Source organism: Gottfriedia luciferensis (assembly GCF_002156865.1).
GTDB lineage: Bacteria > Bacillota > Bacilli > Bacillales > Bacillaceae_G > Gottfriedia > Gottfriedia luciferensis.
The window spans coordinates 106,037-132,994 of the sequence record NZ_NCTA01000003.1; the positions used below are offsets into that span (position 1 = coordinate 106,037).

Consider the following 26,958-nt stretch of genomic DNA (forward strand, 5'->3'; position numbering starts at 1 on the left):
AATTGCCCCCTTTAAAATATCAATAAGATAACTCTATCAAATCTAGTATCTAACTAGCAAGATTTTGTCGATTAATCTTCACTTTTTTTTTCGAATTGATTCAATAAAGCCCTCTACTTGTTTTAATTTCATGGCATCTCGATTATAAAGCAAATATGTATCTCGATATAAACCGGATTGCTCTTTAGTAAATAAAGGTGTTTTTAATACACTTTCATCATTTACATCATGTAATACCGATGATGGTAAAATTGCAAAGCCTAAGCCATTTAAGACAAATTGTTTACATGTTTCAATTTGATCGACTACAATTTCATGTCTAGGCAATGAGTTAAAATGCTCGTACCACCATGATTGGATAAGCTGATAATAATTTGAGTTACTTTTAAACTGTATAAAAGGTCTTTGATTATCTTTATAATCTGTAAGAGAATGTTTTTTTGTATCTACTAATAATAATTCATCAGAAAAAAGTAATTCCTTTTCACCGAACCAATTTTGATTTCCTCGTACAATAGCTAAATGCACTTCATTTTCATATAAGCGATTTGTAATTTCACTACTCCAGCCTGTAAAAAGTGAAACTTGAACATCCGGATATAATGAAACATACTTTTTTAAGACAGGTGGTAACCAATATTGAGCTACGACTGAGGAAACTGCTATCTTTAAAGTACCTGATATATCTGTTTTTAAAATTTGTAGCTGCTCTAACATTGTTTGATATGTTTCTTCCATTTTTCTTGCATAGTTTAAGATGATTTCACCAGAAGCCGTAATGATTAAACCTTTTTGAGAACGAATAAATAATTCACTCCCTATTTGTTTCTCTAAGTTTTGAAGCCTTTGACTTAACGCTGGTTGAGAAACGAATAATCTTTCTGCGGCTTTCCTCATATTCTTCTCTTCTGATAAAGTAATCATTAAACGTATATCATCAATCTGCATTCCATTCCCCCCTTGCCTTTGTCTACTTTTACTCACATTATAAAAAAAGTAAGCCAACAATGATGACCTACTTTTTTACTGTTAATGCTTATTATATCTTCTCACATTCTTATTCAATTGTTTTAAAATTGCTCTTCGGGTTAATATCCCTTCAAACGTATTATCAGCATCTACTACACATACAAAAGGGTGATCAACTACTGATTCAAGACCCTTAGCTAATGTATCCGTAGTTTTCAATAATGGTATTTCAGTACACATTACCTCTTCTACTTTCATATTACTTAAACGCTCAAATTCAATTCTTTCTAAACCAAGTATTCCATCTAATATCATCGAAGTACTAATTAATCCAAGCAATTGAAATTTAGGATTCAAAACTGGAATAGATGAATAGCCAGATTTCGTAAGTACTAATAATGCATGTTCTAAACTATTTCCTATTTGAACGTGCGCTACTTTTTCACTTGATATAATCACTTCTTCGACTTTATGCTCAAAAAATTGTGATCCGTCAATACTAATCAAAACATCGTCCCCCAATAGAAAAGCAAAAGTATTTTTAAGATATATCTTAATCTTGAATAAGCTCAGTGTGTTACTTTAAAACTTTTAAATCATATGCCTATTCCTTTGCTTGTCATGTGTATAAATCTATTAACAGTCTTTTCATTTTTTAAGGACTGTTTCCCATTCCTATATTATCAGATTTGTAATCCCTTTCCAATGTAACTTTTTTATTTAATGATTCCGTAACAATGTATCCATAAAACGTTCTCATGGCATAAAAAAACGTTTAGATAAATTATTATTATCTAAACGTTCATCTATAATAGTCATCATAGCCCCAAATCCCTTAATTTATGATATAGATGCACTAGACGGACATACTGGTCTTCGCCTGCATCCATTAAGCCATTTTCTATATCAGTTATTTGAGATGAAATCAGTTCAATCGCATAATTTTGTTTCATCACCGTATCTACTAATAACGACAATTCATCTTCTGTGAAATTTTGTTCACTTAGCATCCATCCATCCCTCCTAATCCTCATTTTAATCAATATTTATTTAATTTAAACTCGTTATTTTGTAAATTTATTAGCATAACTAAAAGCGGTATAAGAATCTGGTTTAATCTTTGGGGTAATTCCCATCGCACTCACTTTTGATGTCATTTCTTGTATAAATTCCTTCGTAAGTCCCCTCTTTCCAATATCTAAATGAATTTCAAAACTAAAGTTATTTGAATTGGAACTTTCATGAAGTGGACTAAATATTTTTTCTAAATGGAAAGGTGATAATAAAAAAGCAATTTCCTGACTATACATTGTTTCCAAAAATATTTTCTCTTTTAAATTTCGGATTTTCTTGTGATGCCAGCATGTATGTAAACATCCCCAAGCTCCATTACCAACTCTATGCAAGTGTAGTGCTGTAATAAATTTAGTTCCATTACTATGGACCTGCGAGTCAGTTCCAATGGAAAGTCGATATTGTTTATTCGGATCACTTTTTACAAAGTGATATAATCGATCAACTACTTTATCAAAACTCATATTTCTTTCACTGACATTGTAAAATCTATACTGATCTTTATTCACATATATGACCTCCCTTTTTCATATCAATACATAATAATGTATTCACTATGAAATGGGATTAGCACGAACTTACTATTTTGTAATAAACTATTCAAAAAAAAGGTAGTTTTGTAAATATAATTGTGGGGTTATGCGTAGGATTGATGGCCAGAAGAATAAACAAAAAAAAACAAGCTTACGCTTGTTTTTTCATTGTTAAGAGATGATTTCGTATATTTCAATCGCTACCATATCAATATTATCGAAAGGAAACGTTTGTGGCTTTTCACCTTGTTGAAATACTTCTAATTCAAATGTTTCATTTTTTTCAGAGTACTTTACGCTACACTTTCTTTCACCGTTTACTTCAAAAAATCTTTGAGCAACCTCACCGTTCGTTGCTTGTTGTTTTAAACTTTCTAAGCGTTCTAAAATTCCTAATAATAAAGACATATTAGAACTCCTTTCTACCATGTGTCATTCCTAAATATAGGTTATACTTTCTTACAATTTCTATCCACAAAATTTTATGACAGAAATAAGCTATGTAAGTGTCCATTAATAAGAATACTTGTATTTCTCGATAAATACAAGTGAAATAATAGATTAGAGTTAAAAAGAAATTTCTTTAACTTCATTCTTTTTATATGTCATAATAGTTTTAAACGAAGTAGTTATAAATTTAATAAAAAGGATGTAGTTTATGAAGATCGAATTATTTACACAAGATGGTTGTCCTCCTTGCGAATTTTTGAAAAACTATTTAAAAGAAATGCAAATTAATTATGTTGAATATAATGTTTCAAATGATGAAAGTGCAAAAAAACGTATGATGACTGAACTAGATTCATTTTCTACACCTACTTTAGTAATCGGTGAAGAAATTATAAGAGGCGTTCAAATGGAGCAAATAGAAGCTGCTTTAAAAACGAGTAAATAAGTTTTACGAAAACAATCAAAATAAAAACACCAAATTGAATTTTTTTAATTCATTTTGGTGTTTTTATTATTTGGCTCTGTTAAAGTTTTTGTGATATTTTGCAAGCCGTAAGCTAGCCCCATGGAAAACGACCATCATGTACCGGAAATCAACCTTCTTTTTAACAGACCCTTTTATTTAAGAAAGTACATTTGGTTTTACGAATAATTCAAGAACTTGTCCAGAAATAGTTTTTCATTAACCAACTCCAATAAAATGAAAAGCAAAAAACATGACGGACGATACAAAAAGAACTTTCGAAATAAGTCCTCTCAAAGAAAATCCTCCCTCAAACCTGAACTTTAACTAATCGTATCATCTTTATTACTATTTTTTCTAGATGAATCGTTCTCATCTTTTTTACAAAACTTGACATTAAAATAAAATAGGTAAATTCTCTCTATTTCCCATTTAAATATAGTGTTAAAGTTAGTTAATTTGTGTCAACTATAAAAAACATTTTACAGTTGGGAGATGTTATTATGGAATTCCGAGGATCAACTGCTTATGATCAAGAAGATTTTTTTTCAGACTATATGAAACGGAGAAACAGAGAAGATAGCCCGAATAATGCAATTGAAGGACCACTTATTTATGAACTACTTGGTCATGTAGATAGCAAAAACATACTAGATTTAGGATGTGGTGACGCAAGTTTTGGCAAAGAACTACTTCAGCTTGGCGCAAAAAGCTATACAGGAATTGAGGGTTCTGAGCAAATGTTTAAAGCTGCTATGAGAAATTTAGAAGGCACCTCTGGAATTTTACATCATTCTTCAATGGAAAGTTATCAATTTCCAAAAGATGATTTCGACATTGTTACATCGCGATTTGCTCTACATTATGTATTAAATATCGAAACCCTTTTTCAAAAAATATATAACGCATTGAAAATAAATGGTCAATTTATCTTCAGCTTACAGCATCCACTAACAACTGCTTCGTTTCTTAGTAAGCCGTCTGGAGATCGACGAGGTAATTGGATCGTTGATGATTACTTTCATACGGGTGAAAGAAGAGAAGCATGGATTAATAAAGACGTAATCAAATATCATCGTACAATTGAACAGTATTTCACACTATTAAGAAAAACTGGATTTCTTATTGAGGAATTACGAGAAGGTACTCCAAATCGATGTCACTTTCAAAACGAAGAAGAATTTTTAAGAAGACATCGAATTCCAATCGTACTAGCCTTTTCTTGTAAAAAATAATACATAGATCATTTTTAGAACTATATCTTAAAAATGACTGTCATAAAAAATTGACAGTCATTTTTTAATATTGACTCTTTTTAATTGAACTTCCCGCTACTCTCATAGGTGTCTGGGGACCTTCCAGCCCAATCAATGTCTTTTAATTGGATAAAATCTTTTTCAATAATTAACATTAACAGAGCCTTTAAAAAAGCAACTCATTATGTTTAAACAGGAAATCATAACTCAAATCGATATATAAATAGTTACCATTACTCATAGGGTAAGAAAATGTTCGTATCTTTTCTCCAGTTTCGATATCTCGATACATATCAGATAATTGTCCCTGATCATTTGATTGCATTTTCAAAACAGTTTCTAAGAAATATGGTCTCCAACTCCAATTACGTCCTTTGTATTGGTGTTGAAGCTCCCATTGCTCTCCATATAATTTAAATAAGTTAGCTGATTGCTGAAAGCCATCTTCATCACATATATACATCCTAAAACAAAATGAATTTAGTTCACTTGAAATACTCAATAGGAAAGAATTGATATCTTCGCCTAACTTGTATTTGTTAATTGCTGATTCTACTCGAAGCTGGATCAAATTCGTCATGTCACGTAAAGCAATTAATTTACTTTTTTCACCTCGAATAAATTTAACGATATCATTTTTAAGAGGTTCACATTCATAATTAGCTTTAGTAATAGAAGCTTGTGGTTTACATAAATAAGCACCTTGGTAGAATCTACCACCATTTTTCCAAGCATTTCTTAATTGAATCGAATCGATAATGCCGTCATAGTACATAGATGCACCTATTTTTCTCGCAACATATATAACAGAATTTAATAGATCTTGAAATGATGCAGTATGTAATTGTTGGACCATTTTGAAATCGATTTTTATAATATCAGGAGATAAATGTCGGAGTTTTTCTAAATTAATTAATTTGTCATTTACACTATTAATTGCAAATTTAATTCCATACGTCTGATAATATGTAATCAAGTTCTTTAATTCTTTCTCAAATCCATAAAAAAGTTGATGTTGAAGAATAATGACAACTTTACTAAGTTTAATTCCTTTTTCCTCGTACGATTGTAAAATAGTAAGAAGATTTTCAGGATCATCTGAAAGTAATGCAGAAGGATGGCGATTTATAAAAATTCCACCATCGAATTTAGTTCTTAATACTTCATCTAGAGCTTGAATTAATATATGATTATCAACCTCTAATAAGTAATCGTCTGGTACTAAATCATTTGCAAAGAAGAATTCAAGACTATGTAAAGTTTCAAGATTCATCCTTCCAACTACTTCTATACCTATACAATTTTGTGTATCAGCTCCGTAAATTGGTTGGAAATATGGTATGACTTTATCTAAGTTACTTATTACATCTAATGGATCCATTTTGAACCTCCTTCTAGAAAGGGTATTGATTTAAGGACTGTCCTCCATCCATTGTAAAACAAGAACCATTAATATAACCAGCCTCATTTGAAAATAAATATGCTGCTAATCCAGCAATCTCTTCCGGTGTACCTAATCTACCTAATGGTACACTTTTAATTGTTCTATTAGCTAATTCTTCAGATATCCATAGTTTAGCCGCTCCTCCAGTTCTCTCGATTGGACCAGGAGCTATTGCATTTACTCGAATACCATATTTCCGCCCCCACTCAACCGCGAGCGTCCTTGTCATTGCTAGAACTCCTGCTTTAGCCGAAGCAGAATGAATGACTCCAGGTCCAGCATCCCAAGCATATGTTGCAATTATATTTGTTATAGCACCTTTTATTTTATTTTCGATCATATATTTTCCAACTTCCGAACTACAATAAAATGTGCCATTTAATACGATATTTATAACCGAATTCCAACCATTTACAGACAAATCCTCAGCTGCACAAATAAAATTACCTGCCGCATTATTAACTAAAAAATCGATTGAGCCAAATGATTGATCAACTTCTTGCACCATTTTTTTTACTAATTCAGGATCTCGAACATCCATCATAACGGGTAAAACTTGACCATCAAATTGTTCAACTTCTTTCTTTGCATCATTTAATTTTTCTATATCTCTTCCAGCAATTACTACTTTTGCACCTTCCTTTGCAAAGCGCAAAGCCATTGCTTTTCCCATTCCGCTAGAGCCACCAGTAACGATTACAACTTTATCCTTCACAAGTATCACTCCCTTTGTATTCTATAGTTTAACAACATTTTTCTATTTTGAGAATATTTTTAACTATCAAACTATTAAATATAATATGTAGTCAATTTTTTCTTATAAAAGGTCGGGAGAACAATTGAAAACGAAACTTTTTTCATGCATTTTGATTTTTATTTGCATCATTTTTTACGGTATATTCATCGAGCCTACATTAATCAAAACGAAGCAGATCAGCTTTTCAAACAACAATGTGAATTCAAATAAAGCTTTCAATATTATTCAAATATCAGATACTCACTTTAATGATAAAGAGGATGTCGAGAGATTTGGGAGAATCGTTAAGAAAATTAACCATATGCAGCCTGACTTTATTGTATTTACTGGTGATTTAATCAGCGATATACGAAAGTTTTCTTATCAAAAAGAAGTAATTCAGCTTCTAAAAGAACTAACACCCAAAATAGGTAAGCTCGCAATCTATGGGAATCATGATCATGGGGGTTATTTTACTGAACAATATGAAAAGTTGTTGAAGGAGAGTCATTTTACTTTATTAAAAAATGAAGAAAAAACGTATTTTGTACATAGCCAAAAGATATCATTTATCGGTCTTGATGATTATATGCTGGGGAACAAACAATATAATAAAATATTAGAACGGATTCAGAAAAACACATATACAATTGTATTAGCACATGAACCAGATATTGCAAATATGACAAAAAATTATCCAATTAATCTTCAACTATCTGGCCATAGCCATGGTGGTCAAATTTATTTCCCTTTCTACCAATCATTCTTTATGCCCCCATACGCAAAAAAGTACAATCGTGGTTCTTATACTTTATCAACCAAGTATAATAGTCATTTAGTTGTATCAAATGGGATTGGGACGACAAAGTTTCCGATTCGAATATTGACCCCACCAGAAATCATCTCGATCGAAATAAAAGGACAAATTAAGAAAACTTAATTCGTCCTTTCTTTTAATAATAGATTTTTTCAATTTCACTTGCTGAAACCGGTTTACTAAAATAGTAACCTTGTGCTTTTAAACAATGTTTTTTCTTTAAAAAGGCAATTTGCTCCGTAGTTTCTACACCTTCAGCTATAACGTCAATACCAAGTGAATGAGCTAAGCTTATTATAGTTGTGACGATTGCAGCATTTCGACTATCATTTGTAACTGACTGAATAAAACTACGATCAATTTTTAACATATCAACAGGAAAGTCCTTAATATAACTAAGAGAAGAATAACCCGTTCCAAAGTCATCTACTGCAATTTTGATTTTTAAGTTTTTAAGCTTTTGAAGAATTGATGCGGTCTGTTCACGATTTACCATTGAACTCTCCGTAATTTCAATTGATAAAAGCTCGCCAGGTATATTGTAAATTTCTAAACATTCTGAAATATGTTGTCCTATTTCACCTGTATAGAACTGCTTTGGAGAAAGATTAACAGCTACCTTTTTCACATCGTAGCCTTTATCAATCCAAATTTTAATCTGCTTAGCAACCTGTTTAAAAACCCAGTTTCCTATTTCAATAATCAAATGGGATTGCTCAGCAATAGGAATAAATTCACTTGGTGGAATATATCCTAATTTCTCGTGCTTCCATCTTAATAACGCCTCTAATCCGATTAATTGGTTATTATGTAATGAAACTTGAGGCTGATAAACAATTTCAAGTTCGTCTCTTTCAAGCGATTGTCTTAATAAATTTTCTAAATTTAATTTCTTTTGAGTTAAGGTAGAATATGCCTTATCATAAAACGAATAAGTACCCCGCTCATTTTCTTTACATGCTAAAAGTGCTCTTTCTGCATTTCTTAAAATGATTTCACTAGACAGTCCATCCTTTGGATATGAACTAATTCCAATCGTCGAAGAAATCATCACTTTTTCATCAAATGATGGTATATCAATCGGAACTTTTAGTTCTTCGATAATGCTCTCAGCTAATTTTTTCATTTTATCTTTCGATTTTGTTTCATAAATAACGACAAATTCGTCTCCACTATGGCGAATTAATGGACAACTTCTTTTTGTTGTCATTTTAACGGTAGATGTAATTCGTTTCGATACGACTTCAATAATATAATCTCCAATTTCATAACCATACGTTTCATTAAATACTTTTAAACGGTCGATATTAACAATTAATAATCCTACACCACTATTTAAAATCTCACTATCGTGGATTGATTGGTTCATAAGATTTGTATACATATCACGTTTATAATAGCCTGTTAGCTGGTCTCTTTGAGATAAGAAAAACAAATAATTTTCTTTTTCTTGAATAGATGTTGTATCTCTAATGATTAAATAGATCCCTTTTATATCCTGGTCTAACATAATCGGAATACATTTAATATGACTCCTTAAATAGTGACCATTTTTATTTAGAAGAAGGGTACTTTTTATTTCAGTTGATACACCTAAAAGTGTAGAAGACAGCACCTTTTCTAAATCATCCGTGTCCTTTCGGTCAATCAAACTTGTAATATGTCTTCCTCTTAATTCTTTATCTCTATATCCTAATACATGATAAGTTGATGTATTTGTTTGTTGAATATATCCATTACTGTCTAACATGATAATACTATCTAGATTATGTTCGAATAATGAACGATATCTTAATTCATTTTCAAGTTTTTCATTTGTTTCTTCCGTCCATAATGTAACGTCACGTGTCACACTTACAATAAATTCACAAATACCGTACTCATTTATAATTGGAGATAATACTGTTTCAAAATATAGTTTTCTACCATCGCTCAATAAATAATCGTTGTACCATAGTGCTTGCTTCGATCTTTTTGCAATATGATAGCTCTCGATCAGTTTTTTTGAAATATCACTTGGCATAACATCTTGAATTGATCGTCCTACGAATTCTAGTTCATTTAAATTTGCGTGCTTAATTGCTTGATCATTTGCATAGTGATAAATAAAATTATCACCTTCAACTTTCATTATAAAAAGAAGATCATTTATTGAAGTAAGTAATGCATTAATCATTGATTGGTCTAAGTTTTTTAATTTATTTAGTTTAATAGAAGTATCCATCATATGCGTCCTTTTTTTCAAATTTAAAGAATCCTGATGAAATTTATCAAATGATGTCATATTTCCTATTCTATGTATCTACTATATGTCATTTCCTAGCAAGATAAAATAGGTAATTCATCTCACGGTTTATATTACCCGTGAGTTTTTAACTAGGTTGGTTACCCAATTTTTTGGGTACTTGCTCAATTAATTTAAGACTCCATACACTAATATGGAAGACAAGAGAGGAGGTTACTCATGAATTATCAATATCACCCTAATTATTATCCATATTATAGAACTGATCATTCCCCATCATATTACTATGATCATAATGAACAACGTTTCTTACCCTTTTTTCCAATTCTACCAATATTGGGAGGATTAGCTGGATTAGCGGGCGGATTTGCGTTAGGTGCACTAGCATTTAGACCACCATATTGTTCACCATATGGTGCATGCCCACCTTATGGAGCATACCCATCATATCCTCCATATCCTTCATACGGTGCTTTCCCTGGTTATCAGCAACCATATCCACCTGTGAATACAGGTGCATATTTACCAGGAAATGCTGGATTAAATACACCAGGCAATATTGGACCATATCCATATTAATATAAAATAGAAGGGCTAGTCGTTTTAATCTTTATTATTTCGATTAGCTTTTTACTTAATACTAGTGACTAAACTTTAGATGTTTGTCATTTTACGACTTGAAATACCTTTAAGTTTGTTACTTATCTAACTTCATTCTTAGAATTAGTTTGAAAAAATTCTAACAAAAGCTATAATATACTCATATCTATCTTATGGAGGTTGCCAAAAAGCATGAAATCAAAGGAACCAGGCCTGAATAAACTAAATTTTACAAACGAAGAAATTTTTCAGGCAATATTTGTTGTTAATAAGCATGCTAAGACTGCTTTAGAACCTAGTGAACTCTATTCACTTAAAAGACAAGCTATATTAAAACTAATTGATAAAGGTATTGCTAAAAAAGTCGGATTACATTTTTCAAATAACCCCAGATCAAGTAAACAACAGTCTGATGTGTTAATTGCTTGTGGAGAATTTTTCTTTCATATCCCACCTTTAAAAGAAGATTTTAAACTTCTTCCACATTTAGGAATATTAGAAAATACTCATCGAAATCCAAAAGTATCCATGTCATTAAGTTATGCCAAAAAAATTCTTCATCATTTCTTAGGTAAAGCAAAAGTAAATACTGAAAGTAATTTAAAGACAGGTACTACTCATCGCAGAAATACCCCCGGTCAATTTTCAAGACCTACTTCTTATCTAAGTAATTCTACATTTACTTTTCCGAGTGAACCAATTCGTAAAAATAAAGGTAAACATAATAAATAATTTAGTTAAAAATTTTTATTAAGAAGATGATAACTCGAATAGAGTAAATGGGAAGATTATAAAACCTATCTTTAGGATTTTATAATCATTCCCATTTTTTTATAGAATATATTGGTCAATTAATTGAACAAGCTCACCAATCTCTGGTTTACTTACTTGAGCTGTTGCTCCAACTTGTTCACCTTTATGTTTTAACGTTTCTGTAATTAATGAAGAAAAAATAATAATTGGTAAATTACTTATTTCTTTATCTTCTTTCATTAATTTCGTTAAGTGATGACCATCCATTTGTGGCATTTCTATATCAGTAATAACCAATTTTACAAAATCCGTTAATTTCTTCCCATCAGCTAAGTTAGCTTTTACTTCGTCAAATAAGTCTTTTCCATTTTCGAAAAATACTGTATTTACATAACCAGCGTCACTTAATGTATCTTTTATTAACGTTCGAAGTAATGGAGAATCTTCTGCTATGAAAATCGGTTTTTTAGATACTTCTCTTTGATCTATATTATTTAATTTTTTTCTTGAAATAGCTGTTTCTTCGTTAATTTCGACAACCATCTTTTCAAAGTCTAATAAAAGGATCATTTCACCATTATGTTTTACAATACCTGTAATTTGTGTTTCCAATCCTTGATACATTTCATTTGGTTTTTCAATTTGAGTCCATGATATACGATGAATTTGTGATACATTGTGGACATGGAATACCATTTTTGTTTTATTAAATTCGGTAACAATATATTTATCATATTGAGGTTCATTTGAAGGTGGAAACCCGATTGCTGTTGCAACATTAATAACCGGCAAAACCTCTCCTCTTAATTCGATAATTCCTTCTACGTTTGCATGCGATCTTGGTACAGGTGTAATAGGTAATGGATTAATTATCTCACGGACTTTTATTACATTAATCCCAAATTTACTAGCACCAATTGTAAATTCTACGATTTCTAACTCATTTGTACCGCTATCCATTAATATACCTTGATTTTGCTCCATGATAGTCAACCTTCCCTATAACTTCAATTATTTTTATTTGGTTCATTTCTAATGATTGCTATTTTATACAGACTTTAGGCTTACAAAAACATTCAATCAATTTAATCCCTTTTTTAATAAAAGAATTACTAAATTTGATGATCAAATTCCACCAAAAACAATACGAACTATTCATTTAAATAATCGGATTATTTTTATTATTTTTAATAGGGAAGAGAAAAGAAAGTAAATTAATAGTAATAATTTATTTTCGGTACACTGATACTTTTTACTAGAATTGAAAATATATTCTTATGACTTTTTAACTAGATTACCTTCACCTATTATCTGAGCCTGCATATTTTATAAATAGGAGGTGATTACTATGTTTGAGAATAATAATTTAAAAGATATTATTCGCTATTTTGCCGGTTTCCTATTTGCTCTTCAATTGTTATTAAGATCATTTGGCTTTAAATTTCTAAATAATGATCAAATAGATGCTGTAGTAAATATAGTTTCGTTCCTATATATTTTATATTTCGGAGCAAAGCATAATTATGTAGGAAAAAAAGGACAAGCTCAGAAAGCATTACTTCAAGAAGCTGGCCTAGAAAAATCTACTAATACGACAACTAAAACGGAAGAATAGAATTAGTAAATTCCATAATAGATAATTCATTAGGATTTACCTTTTGAGAGTGATAGTTTCGTTCCACTCTCTTTTTTGGGTCAAATTTATCGAAAGCTTTCTCCCATAAATTTTACAATTCCCCATCGTTTTTCCACATAAATTGAACTAAATTGTTGAATTCATATAGTCTTTGTTAGACATTGTAGAATTATTTTAAGGAAAATTAGTAGGAAAAATTTAACTTTGTATGGAATGTTCTAAAAACACATATTTTTCAGGAGGATTACAAATGTCACTAATTTTTACTAGTAAAGACATTTCAAAAAAGTTAAAAATAGGAAAATCTCGCGTAAGAGAAATTAGCAGGGAATTGGAAAAAGCAGACTATCTTTTTACTAAAAATCAAGATACAAGAATCTATACTCAAAAAGATTTTGAATTATTTCAACTGATTATTAAAGATTATCAAACGAGTGAAAATATACCGAACTCAGTACAATTCGCCTTAACTTACCTATTAAATGAAAGCCTTTCTGACCAAAAAATTGATGAGCCCCTTCCGTTTGATCTAGAAATAAAATCTAATAACACACCTCCTAATCTTCTAGAAAATAACTTACATACTAATTTTGACATCAATAATGAAAATAAAGTGATTGAAGAAACAGAAGACAGCCAGATTATTATAAATGAAGATGAGCAAGCTACTCAGCCTGAAATATTTGAAAAAGTAATTCTTTCACAATTTGAAACTATTGAAGAAGAATTTGTTCCTCAGCCAGATCCAATGGAAGAAGATGTAAATTCTCAACTTGAAGGAACTGAAGAAACAATTATCGAATCTCCAATCCCACAGAACATTGAGAAAATAAGTGAGAATAACTCTGTTATACAGACAGTTAATACTCAATTTGAAAATGAAATCATCTCAAATTATCGAATGAATGGAAAAAATGTTGAGCAACAATCTTCAGTTATAAGAGAAAATAATCTTATTAATGAAGAGGTAATCTATTCTCAATCTGACGACAACAATGCACTATTTGAGGAGGATTTACGTGATGAAATTGTTCCCCCTTTTGTTCCATTAAATTCAAATCAAATAATGTTTGAAGAATTCATGTCACAAATTACAAGTCTAGCAAATCAAAATGAACAAATTCTTCATCAAAACCAAACTTTAATTAAACAAAATCTCGAAAAAGATCATAAGTTAGAAAGAATATTAAATTCAGTTGAAGAAAAAAGTGAAGAGCTTCATGTGCTAGCCACTGTAATAGAAGAAAAAGATGAAAAACTTGAGCAAATGTTTGAGGAAATCCAGTTAAAAGAAGCAGGTCGAGATGCTCAATTAATGAGAATGATTAGAGAATTACAGGAAACAAAGAGAATGGTTGCTGCCTCTAAAGAAAGAGACTGGAAAAGTGCAATAAAATCACTTTTTATTAAACCTAAATCAGTTAAGTAAATTATTTTATTAGTTAAAATTGAACTTATAAATAGTAAAAAAAGAGAAGGGAAAAATAATTTTCTCTTCTCTTTAATTTGTTTGTTCTTGTTCATGATGGAATGCAGGTAATAATATATGAACTTCTGTACCTTTACCTTCTTCACTCAAATACTCAATAGATCCTTTATGAGCCTCGATAATGCTGAATGTTACCATTAAACCGAGCCCTGTTCCTTTTTCTTTTAATGAATAAAAAGGTTGTCCAAGTCGATCTAATTGTACTTTTGACATTCCAACGCCATTATCTTTTACAACAATTCGAATATATTCTCGATCCCTATCCTTCTCCAAACTCGCTTCAATCTTTATGTATCCTTTCGTGTCTTTTATTGCTTCAACACCATTTTTTAATACATTTATGATTGCTTGTTTCAGTTTTGCCCGATCACCGACTGTATACATATCTTCTGTTACATTTACTTGCAAAAATGCACCTTGTAATGAAGCATAAGTCGACATTAAAGTAGTTACTTCATTAAGCTGTTCTGTCATATTAATCATTTTTTTCTCTTCAATTTGAGGTCTTGCAAGATTTAAATAATCAGAGATAATATTTTCAGCTCGATCTAATTCTGTTAATACTAGTTTCATATATTCTCTATTCGTACCACTTTCTTGATTTTCGATCAATTGAATGAAACCCCTTACAACTGTTAATGGGTTTCTAACTTCATGAGCAACACTTGCTGCAAGCTCGCTTACCATATTTAATTTTTCAGACTTCTGCATTTGGACACGAATTTCGGCATTTTCAAATAAAAACTCTCGTAAATAAACGTGAAATAACATAGTGATTGTTAAAACTGTAAAAAATATGCATGCAGAAATAATCGTTTCATCTGATTGAAACTCTTTTATCCCATTAATTGTTGCTTCATAGTAAAGTAAACAAATCATACTAATTGAAAATAAGATAGGCATTAATATACTTAATACAAACTTTTTCCTTTTAGAAAAACTTACCCATTGTGGTGAGACAATAAAAGGTAAAATACATGAAATTAATTCAAAAGGAACTGATTTTAAGAATGTTAAACCATATAGTAAATAGACAAATAATGCCTTTGTAAAAATAATAATCGACCCTATTAATCTTCCACCGTATAAAATTGATGAGTAGATTAATAAAACACTAAATGTAATCGCCATACTTTTACTTATGTGAATTGGATATAGCAAGCAAATAAAAATATTAAAAATAGAAAGCAATCCAACTAGTATTCTATTTTGTTTTGGACTAGTATTGTGGTATCTGCTTAGCCAAAACATTTCATATAAAAAGACCGGAATGATTATGATTGCAAATTGAATTAATAAGTCTTTTAATTGCAGCATTAATGTATCCCCCACCCCTTCTTTCAACAAATTATAACATAGTTATATATTCTTCTAATTATTAATACAAAAAATTCTAAAAAAACATTTCTACACAGTACGCCACATTCCTACAAAGTATTCTAAAATATAAGAAAAGTCGTCAAGCTTAAGTGCTTAACGACTTAAAACCAACCTTTTCGCTTAAAAAATATATACATTAATATCGTTACAATTCCCATAAAAATTAATATAAATAAGTAGCCATATTTCCATGCTAATTCAGGCATATAGTGAAAATTCATTCCATATAAACCTACGATAAAAGTTAGTGGTAAAAAGAAAGACGAAATAATTGTTAATGTTTTCATAATATTATTCATTTTTTCTGAGCTCAATGAAAAATAAGTTTCACGAATATCAGATGCCAAATCTCGATTCGATTCAATCATATCTGATAGTTTCATTAGATGATCATGTATATCTTCAAAATAAATCCGATGCTCTGATATATCTTTAAATCGATTCGAGTTAAGAATTCGATATAATAAATCACGAGTTGGTAGGATCGTTCTTCTTAATTTAGATAAATCAGATTTAATATCATATAATCTTTCAACTGCATTACTTACTTGTTTTCTTAACGGATCGATTTCTAAATCTGATAACTCATCTTCTAACCGATAGATTAATGGAAAATAACTATCAACCAGTTCGTCAATAATTCGATGAGTTAAGTGTAATGGACTTTTAGAAGCTCGTCGATCTGATTGTATATTTTCCAAAACTTGCTGTATGGTTGGACTACGATGTGTATGAAACGTGATAACATAATGATCACTTACAAATATATCGAGCTCTGTTTCGTCTAAATCTAGTTTGTTTAATTCATGTAAAATTAAAAAATGATATCCTTCATAATAATCAAGTTTTGGCCTTTGAACATATTCAAGGCAATCTTCAATTGCGAGTGGATGAAAATTAAATTCTGTTGATAATAACTGAATCTCTTCCTGAGTAGGTTCATTCATATCCACCCAGTACCATAGATATTTACTTGACTTTGCTTCTGCAATCGATATATTTCGTTCTATTACTTTATTTTTTGTTATTCCTATTACTTGCAACAAATTTTGTCACCTTCTTAAGTTGATCGTATTAATTCCATACTAAATACTTTTTATATTATATGGTAAAATGAAGGTAATTTCATTGATATTATCGGTCAGAATGGTTACTATTTTTATCTAAATTATTAAGATGAGGGATTTATAATGAAAAGATTTATTAATCAAAGTGTAAAAGATATACAAATCTCTGGTATTAGAAAATTTGCCCAACAAATTGAAAAATATGACAATGTCATTGCGTTAACATTAGGGCAACCTGATTTTCCTACTCCAGCACCAATAAAAGAGTCTGCAATTCAAGCTATAAATAATAATCAAACTGTTTATACTCCAAATGCAGGATTACCTACACTGAGAAATGCAGCCTCTAATTTCTTAAAGAAAAAATACTCTTTAACATATGACCCCGCAAGTGAAGTAATCGTTACTGTAGGGGCTAGTCAAGCACTTGACATTGCATTTCGTACGATACTAAATGATGATTGTGAAGTAATTTTACCTGCTCCAATTTATCCAGGTTATGCTCCTATTATATCTACATGTGGTGCAAAACCTGTATTTGTCGATACATCAAATAATGGATTTAAAATTACACCCGAGCTACTAGAAGAATTTATTACCGAAAAAACTCGTTGTATCGTTTTACCTTACCCAAACAATCCAACAGGAGTAACTTTAACAAAAGACGAACTTGAAAATTTAGCTAACTATTTATCTCAAAAAGATTTATTTATTCTATCTGATGAAATTTATAGTGAACTTACGTATGATTCAACGCATATTTCAATTGCGAGTTTCCCTGGTATGAGAGAAAAGACAATTGTAATAAATGGTCTTAGTAAATCACATTCGATGACTGGATGGAGAATTGGATTTTTATTTGCCCCTACCTACCTAGCTCAAGAAATTTTAAAAGTGCATCAATATAACGTATCTTGTGCTACATCTATCTCACAATATGCTGCAATCACTGCATTAACAGATTGCATAGACAGCCCTATCGAAATGGCAAATGAATATAAAACAAGACGTAATTATATGATTGATCGACTAGAAAAAATGGGTCTTCCATGTATTAAACCAGAAGGAGCATTTTATTTATTTCCATCTATAAAGGAATTTAATATACCTTCAATGGAATTCGCATTGAAATTAGTCGAAAAACATAACTTAGCAGTAATTCCTGGAGAAGCCTTTTCAGAATATGGAGATTCCTATATTCGACTATCCTATGCCTACTCAATGCATGAACTAGAAAAAGCATGTGATCGTTTAGAAGATTTCATCAATAGCCTAAGAGATTAGAGGCAGGAAGAGCAGGGAATGAGGAAAGGATAGGAATTACTTAGAAGAGTTCAATAAAATTCTTTAACGTCTTTTCCTTGATCCTGCTCTTAATTTGCAATCAACAAATCAATAATACTTATTTTAGAATTTGTCATTTATAGTTAATTCTATAGATATTATTGATGATTTATTGTCAAAACACTTTTTATGAAGATCATGATTGGAACGAAAGGGTGCTCGACTCCTATGTGAATGGCAGGAAAGGCAGGAAAAACAGGAAAAACAGATAGGAAATATATTATATTTGGGATCTCTAAAGTCTTTTAATATCTTTTCCTTTCACTTTGACCTTGATCCTGCATTTCCTTGTTCCTGCTCTTAAGCATGCATACTGTAGTGGAAATCAACACTACACATACTTTAAATAAAAAAACGTGATTTCAATTAAGAAATCACGTCTTTTTTATCTAGCCTGAATTACACTAGTTTTGAATAACAAATCTTGAATCGTCTTATGATCTTTTCTAAATAACATCAAATATACGTTAACGATTAATGGAACACCTAAAAATAAAACCGAAATTGCTGCGATAAAAATAAATCGACCCAAAAAAGTAATAATTGTTGTTTCTTTATAATTATCTTTAATCATTTTAACAGCCATCAATCTTTGACCAAATGTCATCCCTTTATTAAACACGGGAACAACAACCAATAAAATAATCATAATAATTGAAATAACGATTAAATCGACTGTTGAATTCCCTGATGTAGAATTAAATCGGCTTAATATCTTCTCTGGATTCATAGTAATGATGGCAATAATGATTCCATATACTACCGATACGATAAACGTATCGAATAAAAATCCACTTAATCTTTGATAAAACTTTGCAAGTTGAAAATTCTGCACTTGTAAACCTCAATTCATTAAATATTATTGAACGTGATGAGATGGATCATATAACATATATAGTGCTTGTGTTCCTTTTTCATCTAATCCATTTTTAGATAGTTGATCGTAACATTTTTTGGCAAGTAAAAGACCTGGAAGATTTAACTCCATTTTTTCTGCTTCTTCAATGGCAATTCCCATATCTTTTATAAAATGCTTAATATAGAATCCAGGCTCGAAATCACCTCTTAGTACACGCGGAGCCAAGTTACTCAATGACCAACTACCAGCTGCACCAGTAGATATACTACTTAAAACTTTTTCACCATCTAAGCCTGCTGATTTTGCATAAGCTAGCGCTTCACAAACTCCTAACATTCCTGAAGCAATGGCAATTTGATTACACATTTTTACATGTTGCCCATTACCTGCATTTCCATGATAAACAATATTTTTTCCTAAAACATTAAATAATGTGGACATTTTATGAAAAGTTTCTTCATCCCCACCAACCATGATCGCTAATTTAGCTTCTCTAGCACCTAAATCTCCACCAGATACTGGAGCATCTAATGATGACATACCCGTTAATTTAGTTTGTTCATCAATCTTTTTAGCTAACGTTGGAGTCGATGTTGTAAAATCGATAAACGTTGTTCCTTTATCTGCATTTTGGATAAGCCCGTTTTCTCCAAAATATACTTCCTCTAAATCACTTGGATATCCGACCATCGTACAAATTACCTGACAATGTGATGCTAACTCTTTAGGTGTATCATACCAAGTCGCACCTAGGTCAATTAATTCGTTTGCTTTTTCCTTTGTACGATTATAAATATGTAATTTCGCTCCCGCATTGATTAAATGCTTTGCCATACTTTTACCCATTACACCAATTCCAATAAAACCAACTTGAAGATCCTTTAGATTAATACCTTCCATCTGACACACTCCTCTTTTTTTATCCTTAAATAAAACTACCACAAAAAATATTAATTAAAAAGCTGAAGCAATTACAATTTTTACTAATAAACTGGCTCATTAAAAAAATGTTGATTTTCGTTTCAGGACACTAGGCTTCTTAAGAGCAGGAAACAAGGGTTGGCAGGATCAAGGAGAAGATATTAAAAGACTTTAAAGTCATTTATTGTATTCCTCTAAAATACACCCTGTTATTTGCTTTCCCTGCAATTCCACCTTCTACTCCAATCAATCTATTAAAACAAAACCAATAAATCAAGAGTATTTCAATACTAATTTGTTGACTCTAATAATGTAAGTCACTATATTTAAAAAGTACATAAAAATGTAACTAATGAACCTAATTTTTGGAGGTATTTTCTTATGAAAAACGAGCAATTTTTTGAAATGATTAAGGAACGAAATTCTACTCGTGCTTTTGATTCTTCTATTGAAATAAGTAGCAGCGAAATAACTGAATTATTAGAAGCTGCAATGACAGCACCTTCAGCTTGGAACCTACAGCACTGGAAATTTGTTGTATTCCATGGTGAGGATGCGCAAGGTAAATTATTACCTGTTGCTTATAACCAAGGTCAAATTAAAGATGCTTCATGTGTTGTTGCTGTATTAGCAGATACTCAATCAGCAAAGAATGTTGATTTAGTATTTGGTCCTGCGGTTGAAGCTGGTTATATGACACAAGAAGCAAAAGATAAATTAAAAGCAAACGTAGAAAATGCATATGCAACAGAACAAAGAAATCGCGAACAAGGTATTTTAAATTCTTCACTAGCTGCTATGCAATTAATTATGGCAGCTTCTGCAAAAGGCTGGAATACTTGTGCGATTGGTGGATTTAACGAGCAAGCATTTAAAGAAACTTTCTTAACTGACGAACGTTATATTCCTACGATGTTAATTGCAATTGGTAAAGAAAAAGTACCTGGTCATCATACAACTCGTTTCTCTGCAAAAGAAATGTCTATCTGGATTTAACAGTATTTAAAATGAAAAGGGATTCTGACTAATGTCGGAGTCCCTTTTATTTCATTACGATTATTAACAATTTTGCTCTACTGTAAGGATTAACTTTTTCAGTAATTCTAATGAAGAATCAATTGCTAATGAATAGTATCGATGTGTTCCTTTTTGCTCAATTTGAACTAATTGATTATCACGTAATATTTTTAAATGGTGTGATATAGCTGGTCTTGATAATGAAGTTTTTTCCGTAATTTCATTTACAGTCAGAGCTTCATCTTCTGATAACATTAAAATGATATCCTGTCTATATGGATCACTTAATGCCTGAAATAATGGGATACATTCCCGAAACACTTCGATTGCTTCTTTACTCAAATCTTCCACCTACTTTTAATATCAAAAAATAAACATATTCGTTTAATAATTTAAACATACACTAAATTAAAGAAGCGAATTTGTCAACAAGAGGTAACTCTGATTTGGGTAGGACGCATCTATATATTACACAATAAAAAAACAACAGGTTTCCCTGTTGTTTTTTTATTAGATGCTATTAACTAAATTAACAACTTCTTCAGCTGTTGACATAGATAATGCTTTTTCAGCTAATTTCTCCATCTCAGCTTTAGATAATTTAGCCATCTGACTACGCGCAGGTAGAATTGAAGTAGCGCTCATTGAGAATTCATGTAAGCCTAATCCAACAAGTAATGGAATAGCAAGTGCATCACCGGCCATCTCACCACACATACCAGCCCATTTACCTTCTTTATTTGCAGCATCAATAACCATTTTAACTAATCTTAAAATAGATGGATTATATGGTTGGTATAAATACGAAACTTGTTCATTCATACGATCAGCAGCCATTGTATATTGGATTAAATCGTTTGTCCCAATACTAAAGAAATCAACTTCTTTAGCAAATACATCTGCTAGGACAGCAGAAGCAGGGATTTCTACCATCATACCAATTTCAATATTTTCTGAGACTTGAACATTTTCTTTTAATAATTGTTCTTTTTCTTCTAATAAAACTGCTTTTGCAGCTCTAAACTCGTCTAGTGTAGCAATCATCGGGAACATAATCTTTAAATTACCAAAAACACTAGCACGTAATAATGCACGTAACTGTGTACGGAAAATATCCTTTTGATCTAAACATAAACGAATTGCTCTATAGCCTAAGAATGGATTCATTTCTTTAGGTAGGTGTAAATAAGATAGTTCTTTATCTCCACCGATATCTAGTGTTCTTACTACTACCGGTTTATTACCCATACTTTCAAGAACTGTTTTATATGATTCAAACTGCTCTTCTTCAGAAGGGAAGTTATCTCGTCCCATATATAAGAACTCAGTACGGTAAAGACCAACACCTTCTCCACCGTTATTAATAACTCCATCGACGTCATTTGGTGTACCAATATTAGCTACTAATTCCACATGATGTCCATCTTTTGTAACAGTTGGTTCATTTTTTAATTTAGCCCATTCAACTTTTTGAAGCTCAAATTTCTCTTTTTTAGCTTTGTATTCTTCTAATTCTTCGTTTGAAGGATCAACAATTACATGTCCGTCTAGTCCATCAACAATGACCATAACGCCATTTTCGATCTTACTAGTTACTTCTTTTGTACCTACTACTGCAGGAATTTCAAGTGAACGAGCCATAATTGCTGAGTGAGAAGTACGACCACCAATATCAGTTGTAAACCCTAATGCATATTTACGATTTAGTTGTGCCGTATCAGATGGTGTTAAATCTTCTGCTATAATAATTACTTCTTCTGTAATGTTAGCAGGGTTTGAAATCGTTACACCTAATAAATGCGCCATTACACGTTTTGTAACATCGCGGATATCAGCTGCACGTTCCTTCATATATTCATTGTCCATGCTTTCAAACATTTGAACGAACATTGAAGCGATTTCATTCATTGCAAATTCAGCATTTACATTTTCAGACTTAATTTTGTCTTTTACTGGGTTAACTAGCTCTGGGTCATTTAAAACTAAGATGTGTGCAGAAAAGATTGCGGCTTTATCTTCGCCAAGTTCAGCATTCGCATGATCACGAATTTTTTCTAATTCACCATTAGAAACTTGAATTGCACTGTCAAGTCTTGCAATTTCAGCATCTACATCTGAAATTTGCTTCTTAACAATGTTTAATTCAGGATTTTCTAAGCGAAATGCTTTTGCAATTGCAATTCCACTAGAAGCAGCAATACCTTTAATATGTAAAGACATTACTCGCCTAATCCTTCTTTTTTCATTGTATCTTCAATTGCAGCTAGAGCTTGATCAGCATCTTCACCATTTGCACTAATTTTAATCTCAGTTCCTTGTTGAATCCCTAAAGACATAACACCCATGATTGATTTTAAATTTACTGTTTTACCATTGTATTCAAGATTGATATCAGAATTGAATTTACCTGCTACATTTACTAATAATGTTGCTGGACGTGCGTGAATTCCAGAATCTGCTGTTACTTTAAACGTTTTTTCCATGACTATTTATCTCCTTTGTGATTAAATCTACATTTTTGGTATAGACATTTGGCCTACTATAAATATTCTATTAAAAGGGGTGCATAGTGTCAACTATACAACCCCCCTTAAATTTCAACATTTTTCGTACTTTTAATTAGAATTACTTAATGTTTATGATGCCAACTTCACCTTTTGATTGTTTACCTGGTTTTTCTATTACAACTTGTTGTCCTTCAGCTAAATTTGTGAACACAACAGGAGTAATTGTTGATGGTGCATTTTCGCGAATATAGTGTAAATCAAGTTTCACTAATTGTTGACCTTTTGTTACTTTTTCTCCTTGAGATACTAAAACCTCAAAGCCTTCACCATTAAGTTTTACAGTATCAATACCAATGTGAATAAGGATCTCTTTTCCACCATTTGATAAAATACCGATTGCATGTTTTGTTGGGAATACATTTACGATTTCGCCATCTACAGGAGATACTACTGTCCCTTCTGAAGGAATAATCGCAAATCCATCACCCATCATTTTTCCTGAAAATACTTGATCAGGTACTTCAGTAATCGGAATAATTTCTCCTTCAATTGGATTAATAATCTCTTCTGCAACTGAAGTATTTGTTGTAGCAGCTACTTCATTTACTTCATTATTAATAACCGGTGTTTTACCTGTCATAATATCTTTAATTTGTGATTTTAATGTATCCGATTTAGGACCAAAAATCGCTTGAATATTGTTACCAACTTCTAGTACACCTGCTGCACCTAAAGCTTTTAAACGCTCTTTATTAACTTCATCTTTTGCATTAACTTGTACACGTAATCGAGTAATACATGCATCTAATGAAGATATATTACTTTTACCACCTAATGCTTGTAAAATTTCATATGGTAATTCACTAGATGGTGTAGTAGCAGTAGTATCTTCTGCGATTGCATCTTCTCGTCCAGGAGTTTTTAAATCCCATTTTCTAATTGCAAATCGGAAACCGAAGTAGTAAATCACTGCTAATACTAAACCAACGATGATTACCCACCACCAGCCAGTTCGATTAGGTAGTACACCGAATAATAAGAAGTCAATCAGACCACCTGAGAATGTCATACCAATTTTTACATTTAATAATTGCATGACCATAAATGATAAACCAGCAAAGATTGCGTGAATTCCGAATAATACTGGTGCAACGAATAAGAATGAGAACTCAATTGGTTCTGTAATACCTGTTAAGAAAGAAGTTAATGCTGCTGATGCTAAAATACCACCAGCGATTTTTTTGTTCTCTGGTTTAGCTTCATGATACATAGCTAAAGCAGCAGCTGGTAATCCAAACATCATGAATGGGAATTTACCTACCATGAAAGTACCAGCAGTTAATTTTACTCCGTCTTTTAATTGAGCGAAGAAGATTTTTTGATCTCCGTGTACAACCATACCTGTTTTATCAGTATATGAACCAAACTCAAACCAGAACGGCGCATAGAAAATATGGTGTAAACCAAATGGGATTAATGAACGTTCAATCACACCAAAAACGAATGCTGATAACGTTAAATTCGCATCAATCATATTATGCGAGAATGCATTTAAGCCATGTTGTATTGGTGGCCAAATGAAACACATTAAAATTCCAAGTAATACCGAGAATGCTGCAGTAGCAATAGGAACAAATCGTTTCCCTGCGAAGAAACCTAAGTAAGAAGGTAAATCGATCTCATAGTATTTGTTGTAAGCCCATGCAGCTACTAGACCAACGATAATCCCACCAAACACACCTGTTTGAAGTGTAGGAATACCTAGTACAAACGCATAAGATGGATCATCAAATTTAGCGATATTTAAAGCTTTATCTAAAACAACGTACTGTCCAACATTCATGAACACACTCATTGTTTTATTCATAATTAGGAATCCAACGATTGCAGCTAAACCTGCAACACCTTCTCCTCCTGCTAAACCTACGGCAACACCTACTGCGAATAATAATGACAGATTACCAAAAATGATGTCACCAGATTGTTCCATAACTTTTGCTACTAGCTGGAACCAGTGAGCATCTAGAAATGGTAAATACTTTAATGTTTGTGGATTTTGAAATGCATTACCGAATGCAAGTAATAATCCGGCAGCTGGTAAGATTGCAACTGGAAGCATTAGCGCTTTACCAACTTTTTGTAAAACTCCAAAGATTTTCTTAAACATTGTTATCCTCCTTATATCCAAACAAAAAAGGCATGAGCAGAAAAAATGTAACTATTAAAATTCCTGGGTATAGTTTCCCCTACCCATGATTAATAATTCACATTTTTTCAACTCATGCCTGATCGAATCAGTAACACGTTTATTATGTGTACTATTCAGTTGTGTTTGTTATGATTTCGCTTTCATTATATCTATATATTAAAAGAATATCAATAAAAAAATACTTATTTTATTTTTATTTTTAGTTTTTATTTATTTTACTTTGAACTAATCGCTCCAAGTGTAAAGTTAAGTAGATTACTTCAGCTTCACTCGCTTTTTTATTTAATGACGCTTCAATCGATTTTATGATTTTCCACGCTAAGTCATAGCAAACGGGATATTCTTTTTTTAAGATTATTCCCAAAGCAGGCGACTCCTCTGAAGGATTACCATGGAAAATGCGATCAATTAAAAATCGCAAATGACGAACTAATCTTGAATAATGAATGCTTTCTTTGTCAATTTCAATTTTCAAATAATCTTCTATATAAACTACTAAATCTTTAATGATTTGAGAGAACTTATTTACATCTGATAAAACTTCCATTGATAAATTACTTACAATATGAAGGGTTACAAAACCTACTTCTTCAATTGGTAAGTAGATATCTATTTCTTTATTTATTAAATCGATAACATCTTCTGCAATTTTAAAATACTCAGGATACATTGCTTTTGTTTCTAGCAAGAATGGATTATCAACCTTATAGCCTTCACGAATTCTTTTAATTGCAAATATTAAATGATCCGTTAAACCGATGTGAATTTGCTCGTTTAATGTACACCCTGTCTTTTCAGAAATTAAATAAATTGCCTGTTGCAAAGTCCCCATTAACTTTTCATCCATAAAATTAATTAATGATTTATATTGCTTTTGTTTTTGTTCATCTGTTAAGATAAACATTTTTTCTACTACACCTTCGGGAATTAAATCTCCTCTAGTTTTATTAAAACCGATTCCTTTACCTAAAAGAACAACTTCAGTTTGATCGGGATCTTTTGCTATTAATACATTATTATTAAGAACTTTTTTAATTGTATAACACTCTGTCATTTTACTTATCACCCCCAATTTAAAAATTTGCTTTACTATCATAACATAATTTTCCGCAAATAGTTAAAACACTAATAATGTTTCATAAAATAATCATATTTTTTTGAATATCTATTATAGTAGGATAGAATATAA

27 protein-coding genes are annotated in these 26,958 nt (G+C 31.2%); 9 read left to right on the forward strand and 18 right to left on the reverse strand.

Annotated features, from left to right (window positions below):
* Window positions 1-78: 78 nt before the first annotated feature.
* The 5 genes from B7R67_RS04185 to B7R67_RS04205 all read right to left on the reverse strand — a co-directional run bounded on the left by B7R67_RS04185 (window position 79) and on the right by B7R67_RS04205 (window position 2,984).
* Window positions 79-948 (reverse strand): LysR family transcriptional regulator, encoded by an 870-nt coding sequence (locus B7R67_RS04185; protein ID WP_088067840.1) that lies wholly within the window; start codon window positions 946-948, stop codon window positions 79-81.
* An 81-nt stretch (window positions 949-1,029) separates the two neighbouring features.
* Window positions 1,030-1,476, reverse strand: coding sequence for a cyclic-di-AMP-binding protein CbpB (gene cbpB / locus B7R67_RS04190; protein ID WP_088067842.1), 447 nt, complete (start codon window positions 1,474-1,476; stop codon window positions 1,030-1,032).
* A 311-nt stretch (window positions 1,477-1,787) separates the two neighbouring features.
* The gene (gene abbA, locus B7R67_RS04195) at window positions 1,788-1,979 is read right to left on the reverse strand and encodes an antirepressor AbbA (protein ID WP_088067844.1); all 192 of its coding nucleotides are present in this window, start codon (window positions 1,977-1,979) and stop codon (window positions 1,788-1,790) included.
* 54 nt (window positions 1,980-2,033) lie between these two features.
* Window positions 2,034-2,507: a ribonuclease H-like YkuK family protein gene (locus B7R67_RS04200; protein ID WP_088067993.1), complete on the reverse strand. Its 474-nt coding sequence runs from the start codon at window positions 2,505-2,507 to the stop codon at window positions 2,034-2,036.
* 240 nt (window positions 2,508-2,747) lie between these two features.
* On the reverse strand, window positions 2,748-2,984 hold the full coding sequence (locus B7R67_RS04205; protein ID WP_088043970.1) for a YkuJ family protein: 237 nt from the start codon (window positions 2,982-2,984) through the stop codon (window positions 2,748-2,750).
* Window positions 2,985-3,234: 250 nt separating this feature from the next.
* On the opposite strand from B7R67_RS04205, the gene B7R67_RS04210 reads away from it, so the two are divergent.
* Both B7R67_RS04210 and B7R67_RS04215 read left to right on the forward strand, forming a co-directional pair.
* Window positions 3,235-3,471 (forward strand): glutaredoxin family protein, encoded by a 237-nt coding sequence (locus tag B7R67_RS04210; RefSeq protein WP_088067846.1) that lies wholly within the window; start codon window positions 3,235-3,237, stop codon window positions 3,469-3,471.
* 521 nt (window positions 3,472-3,992) lie between these two features.
* Window positions 3,993-4,724, forward strand: a complete 732-nt coding sequence (locus B7R67_RS04215) for a class I SAM-dependent methyltransferase (RefSeq protein ID WP_088067847.1) — start codon at window positions 3,993-3,995, stop codon at window positions 4,722-4,724.
* Between the two features lie 187 nt (window positions 4,725-4,911).
* On the opposite strand, the gene B7R67_RS04220 is transcribed toward B7R67_RS04215, so the two are convergent.
* The gene (locus B7R67_RS04220; protein WP_088067849.1) at window positions 4,912-6,126 is read right to left on the reverse strand and encodes an EAL domain-containing protein; all 1,215 of its coding nucleotides are present in this window, start codon (window positions 6,124-6,126) and stop codon (window positions 4,912-4,914) included.
* Window positions 6,127-6,139: 13 nt separating this feature from the next.
* Window positions 6,140-6,904: a 2,4-dienoyl-CoA reductase gene (gene fadH, locus B7R67_RS04225; RefSeq protein WP_088067850.1), complete on the reverse strand. Its 765-nt coding sequence runs from the start codon at window positions 6,902-6,904 to the stop codon at window positions 6,140-6,142.
* A 124-nt stretch (window positions 6,905-7,028) separates the two neighbouring features.
* Here fadH and B7R67_RS04230 point away from each other — a divergent pair, with 124 nt between their 5' ends.
* Window positions 7,029-7,865 (forward strand): metallophosphoesterase, encoded by an 837-nt coding sequence (locus tag B7R67_RS04230; protein WP_158095019.1) that lies wholly within the window; start codon window positions 7,029-7,031, stop codon window positions 7,863-7,865.
* A 13-nt stretch (window positions 7,866-7,878) separates the two neighbouring features.
* On the opposite strand, the gene B7R67_RS04235 is transcribed toward B7R67_RS04230, so the two are convergent.
* Entirely contained in the window at window positions 7,879-9,966 is a 2,088-nt protein-coding gene (locus tag B7R67_RS04235) for an EAL domain-containing protein (RefSeq protein WP_158095020.1), read from the reverse strand.
* A gap of 240 nt (window positions 9,967-10,206) precedes the next feature.
* On the opposite strand from B7R67_RS04235, the gene B7R67_RS04240 reads away from it, so the two are divergent.
* Complete coding sequence (locus B7R67_RS04240) at window positions 10,207-10,566, forward strand: hypothetical protein (RefSeq protein ID WP_088067853.1); 360 nt, start codon at window positions 10,207-10,209, stop codon at window positions 10,564-10,566.
* 213 nt (window positions 10,567-10,779) lie between these two features.
* On the forward strand, window positions 10,780-11,319 hold the full coding sequence (locus B7R67_RS04245) for a YkyB family protein (RefSeq protein ID WP_088067854.1): 540 nt from the start codon (window positions 10,780-10,782) through the stop codon (window positions 11,317-11,319).
* 99 nt (window positions 11,320-11,418) lie between these two features.
* Here B7R67_RS04245 and B7R67_RS04250 read toward each other — a convergent pair whose 3' ends face one another.
* Window positions 11,419-12,324 (reverse strand): chemotaxis protein, encoded by a 906-nt coding sequence (locus B7R67_RS04250; RefSeq protein WP_088067855.1) that lies wholly within the window; start codon window positions 12,322-12,324, stop codon window positions 11,419-11,421.
* Between the two features lie 364 nt (window positions 12,325-12,688).
* Here B7R67_RS04250 and B7R67_RS04255 point away from each other — a divergent pair, with 364 nt between their 5' ends.
* Both B7R67_RS04255 and B7R67_RS04260 read left to right on the forward strand, forming a co-directional pair.
* Window positions 12,689-12,955, forward strand: a complete 267-nt coding sequence (locus B7R67_RS04255; protein ID WP_088067856.1) for a phage holin — start codon at window positions 12,689-12,691, stop codon at window positions 12,953-12,955.
* 271 nt (window positions 12,956-13,226) lie between these two features.
* Window positions 13,227-14,405: a DUF3967 domain-containing protein gene (locus B7R67_RS04260; protein ID WP_158095021.1), complete on the forward strand. Its 1,179-nt coding sequence runs from the start codon at window positions 13,227-13,229 to the stop codon at window positions 14,403-14,405.
* A gap of 72 nt (window positions 14,406-14,477) precedes the next feature.
* Here B7R67_RS04260 and B7R67_RS04265 read toward each other — a convergent pair whose 3' ends face one another.
* Together B7R67_RS04265 and corA are read right to left on the reverse strand one after the other, a co-directional pair.
* Entirely contained in the window at window positions 14,478-15,782 is a 1,305-nt protein-coding gene (locus tag B7R67_RS04265) for an ATP-binding protein (protein WP_088067858.1), read from the reverse strand.
* Window positions 15,783-15,946: 164 nt separating this feature from the next.
* Window positions 15,947-16,891, reverse strand: coding sequence for a magnesium/cobalt transporter CorA (gene corA / locus B7R67_RS04270; protein WP_088067859.1), 945 nt, complete (start codon window positions 16,889-16,891; stop codon window positions 15,947-15,949).
* Between the two features lie 144 nt (window positions 16,892-17,035).
* On the opposite strand from corA, the gene B7R67_RS04275 reads away from it, so the two are divergent.
* Entirely contained in the window at window positions 17,036-18,196 is a 1,161-nt protein-coding gene (locus tag B7R67_RS04275) for an aminotransferase A (RefSeq protein ID WP_088067860.1), read from the forward strand.
* Window positions 18,197-18,641: 445 nt separating this feature from the next.
* On the opposite strand, the gene B7R67_RS04280 is transcribed toward B7R67_RS04275, so the two are convergent.
* Both B7R67_RS04280 and B7R67_RS04285 read right to left on the reverse strand, forming a co-directional pair.
* Complete coding sequence (locus B7R67_RS04280) at window positions 18,642-19,091, reverse strand: RDD family protein (RefSeq protein WP_088067861.1); 450 nt, start codon at window positions 19,089-19,091, stop codon at window positions 18,642-18,644.
* Window positions 19,092-19,115: 24 nt separating this feature from the next.
* Window positions 19,116-20,006 (reverse strand): NAD(P)-dependent oxidoreductase, encoded by an 891-nt coding sequence (locus B7R67_RS04285; protein WP_088067995.1) that lies wholly within the window; start codon window positions 20,004-20,006, stop codon window positions 19,116-19,118.
* Between the two features lie 411 nt (window positions 20,007-20,417).
* Here B7R67_RS04285 and B7R67_RS04290 point away from each other — a divergent pair, with 411 nt between their 5' ends.
* On the forward strand, window positions 20,418-21,032 hold the full coding sequence (locus tag B7R67_RS04290) for a nitroreductase family protein (protein WP_088067862.1): 615 nt from the start codon (window positions 20,418-20,420) through the stop codon (window positions 21,030-21,032).
* A 63-nt stretch (window positions 21,033-21,095) separates the two neighbouring features.
* Here the strand turns inward: B7R67_RS04290 and B7R67_RS04295 are convergent, their stop codons facing one another.
* The 5 genes from B7R67_RS04295 to glcT all read right to left on the reverse strand — a co-directional run bounded on the left by B7R67_RS04295 (window position 21,096) and on the right by glcT (window position 26,823).
* The gene (locus B7R67_RS04295) at window positions 21,096-21,395 is read right to left on the reverse strand and encodes an ArsR/SmtB family transcription factor (RefSeq protein WP_088067863.1); all 300 of its coding nucleotides are present in this window, start codon (window positions 21,393-21,395) and stop codon (window positions 21,096-21,098) included.
* A gap of 168 nt (window positions 21,396-21,563) precedes the next feature.
* Window positions 21,564-23,273 (reverse strand): phosphoenolpyruvate--protein phosphotransferase, encoded by a 1,710-nt coding sequence (gene ptsP / locus B7R67_RS04300; RefSeq protein WP_088067864.1) that lies wholly within the window; start codon window positions 23,271-23,273, stop codon window positions 21,564-21,566.
* Window positions 23,273-23,536 carry a phosphocarrier protein HPr gene (locus tag B7R67_RS04305; protein ID WP_088067866.1) on the reverse strand — a complete coding sequence of 88 codons (264 nt, stop codon included), beginning with the start codon at window positions 23,534-23,536 and terminating at the stop codon, window positions 23,273-23,275. Before B7R67_RS04305 ends, ptsP begins: the two co-directional genes overlap by 1 nt.
* A gap of 142 nt (window positions 23,537-23,678) precedes the next feature.
* The gene (gene ptsG / locus B7R67_RS04310; protein ID WP_088067868.1) at window positions 23,679-25,727 is read right to left on the reverse strand and encodes a glucose-specific PTS transporter subunit IIBC; all 2,049 of its coding nucleotides are present in this window, start codon (window positions 25,725-25,727) and stop codon (window positions 23,679-23,681) included.
* A 241-nt stretch (window positions 25,728-25,968) separates the two neighbouring features.
* Complete coding sequence (glcT, locus tag B7R67_RS04315; protein WP_088067870.1) at window positions 25,969-26,823, reverse strand: glucose PTS transporter transcription antiterminator GlcT; 855 nt, start codon at window positions 26,821-26,823, stop codon at window positions 25,969-25,971.
* Window positions 26,824-26,958 lie beyond the last annotated feature (135 nt).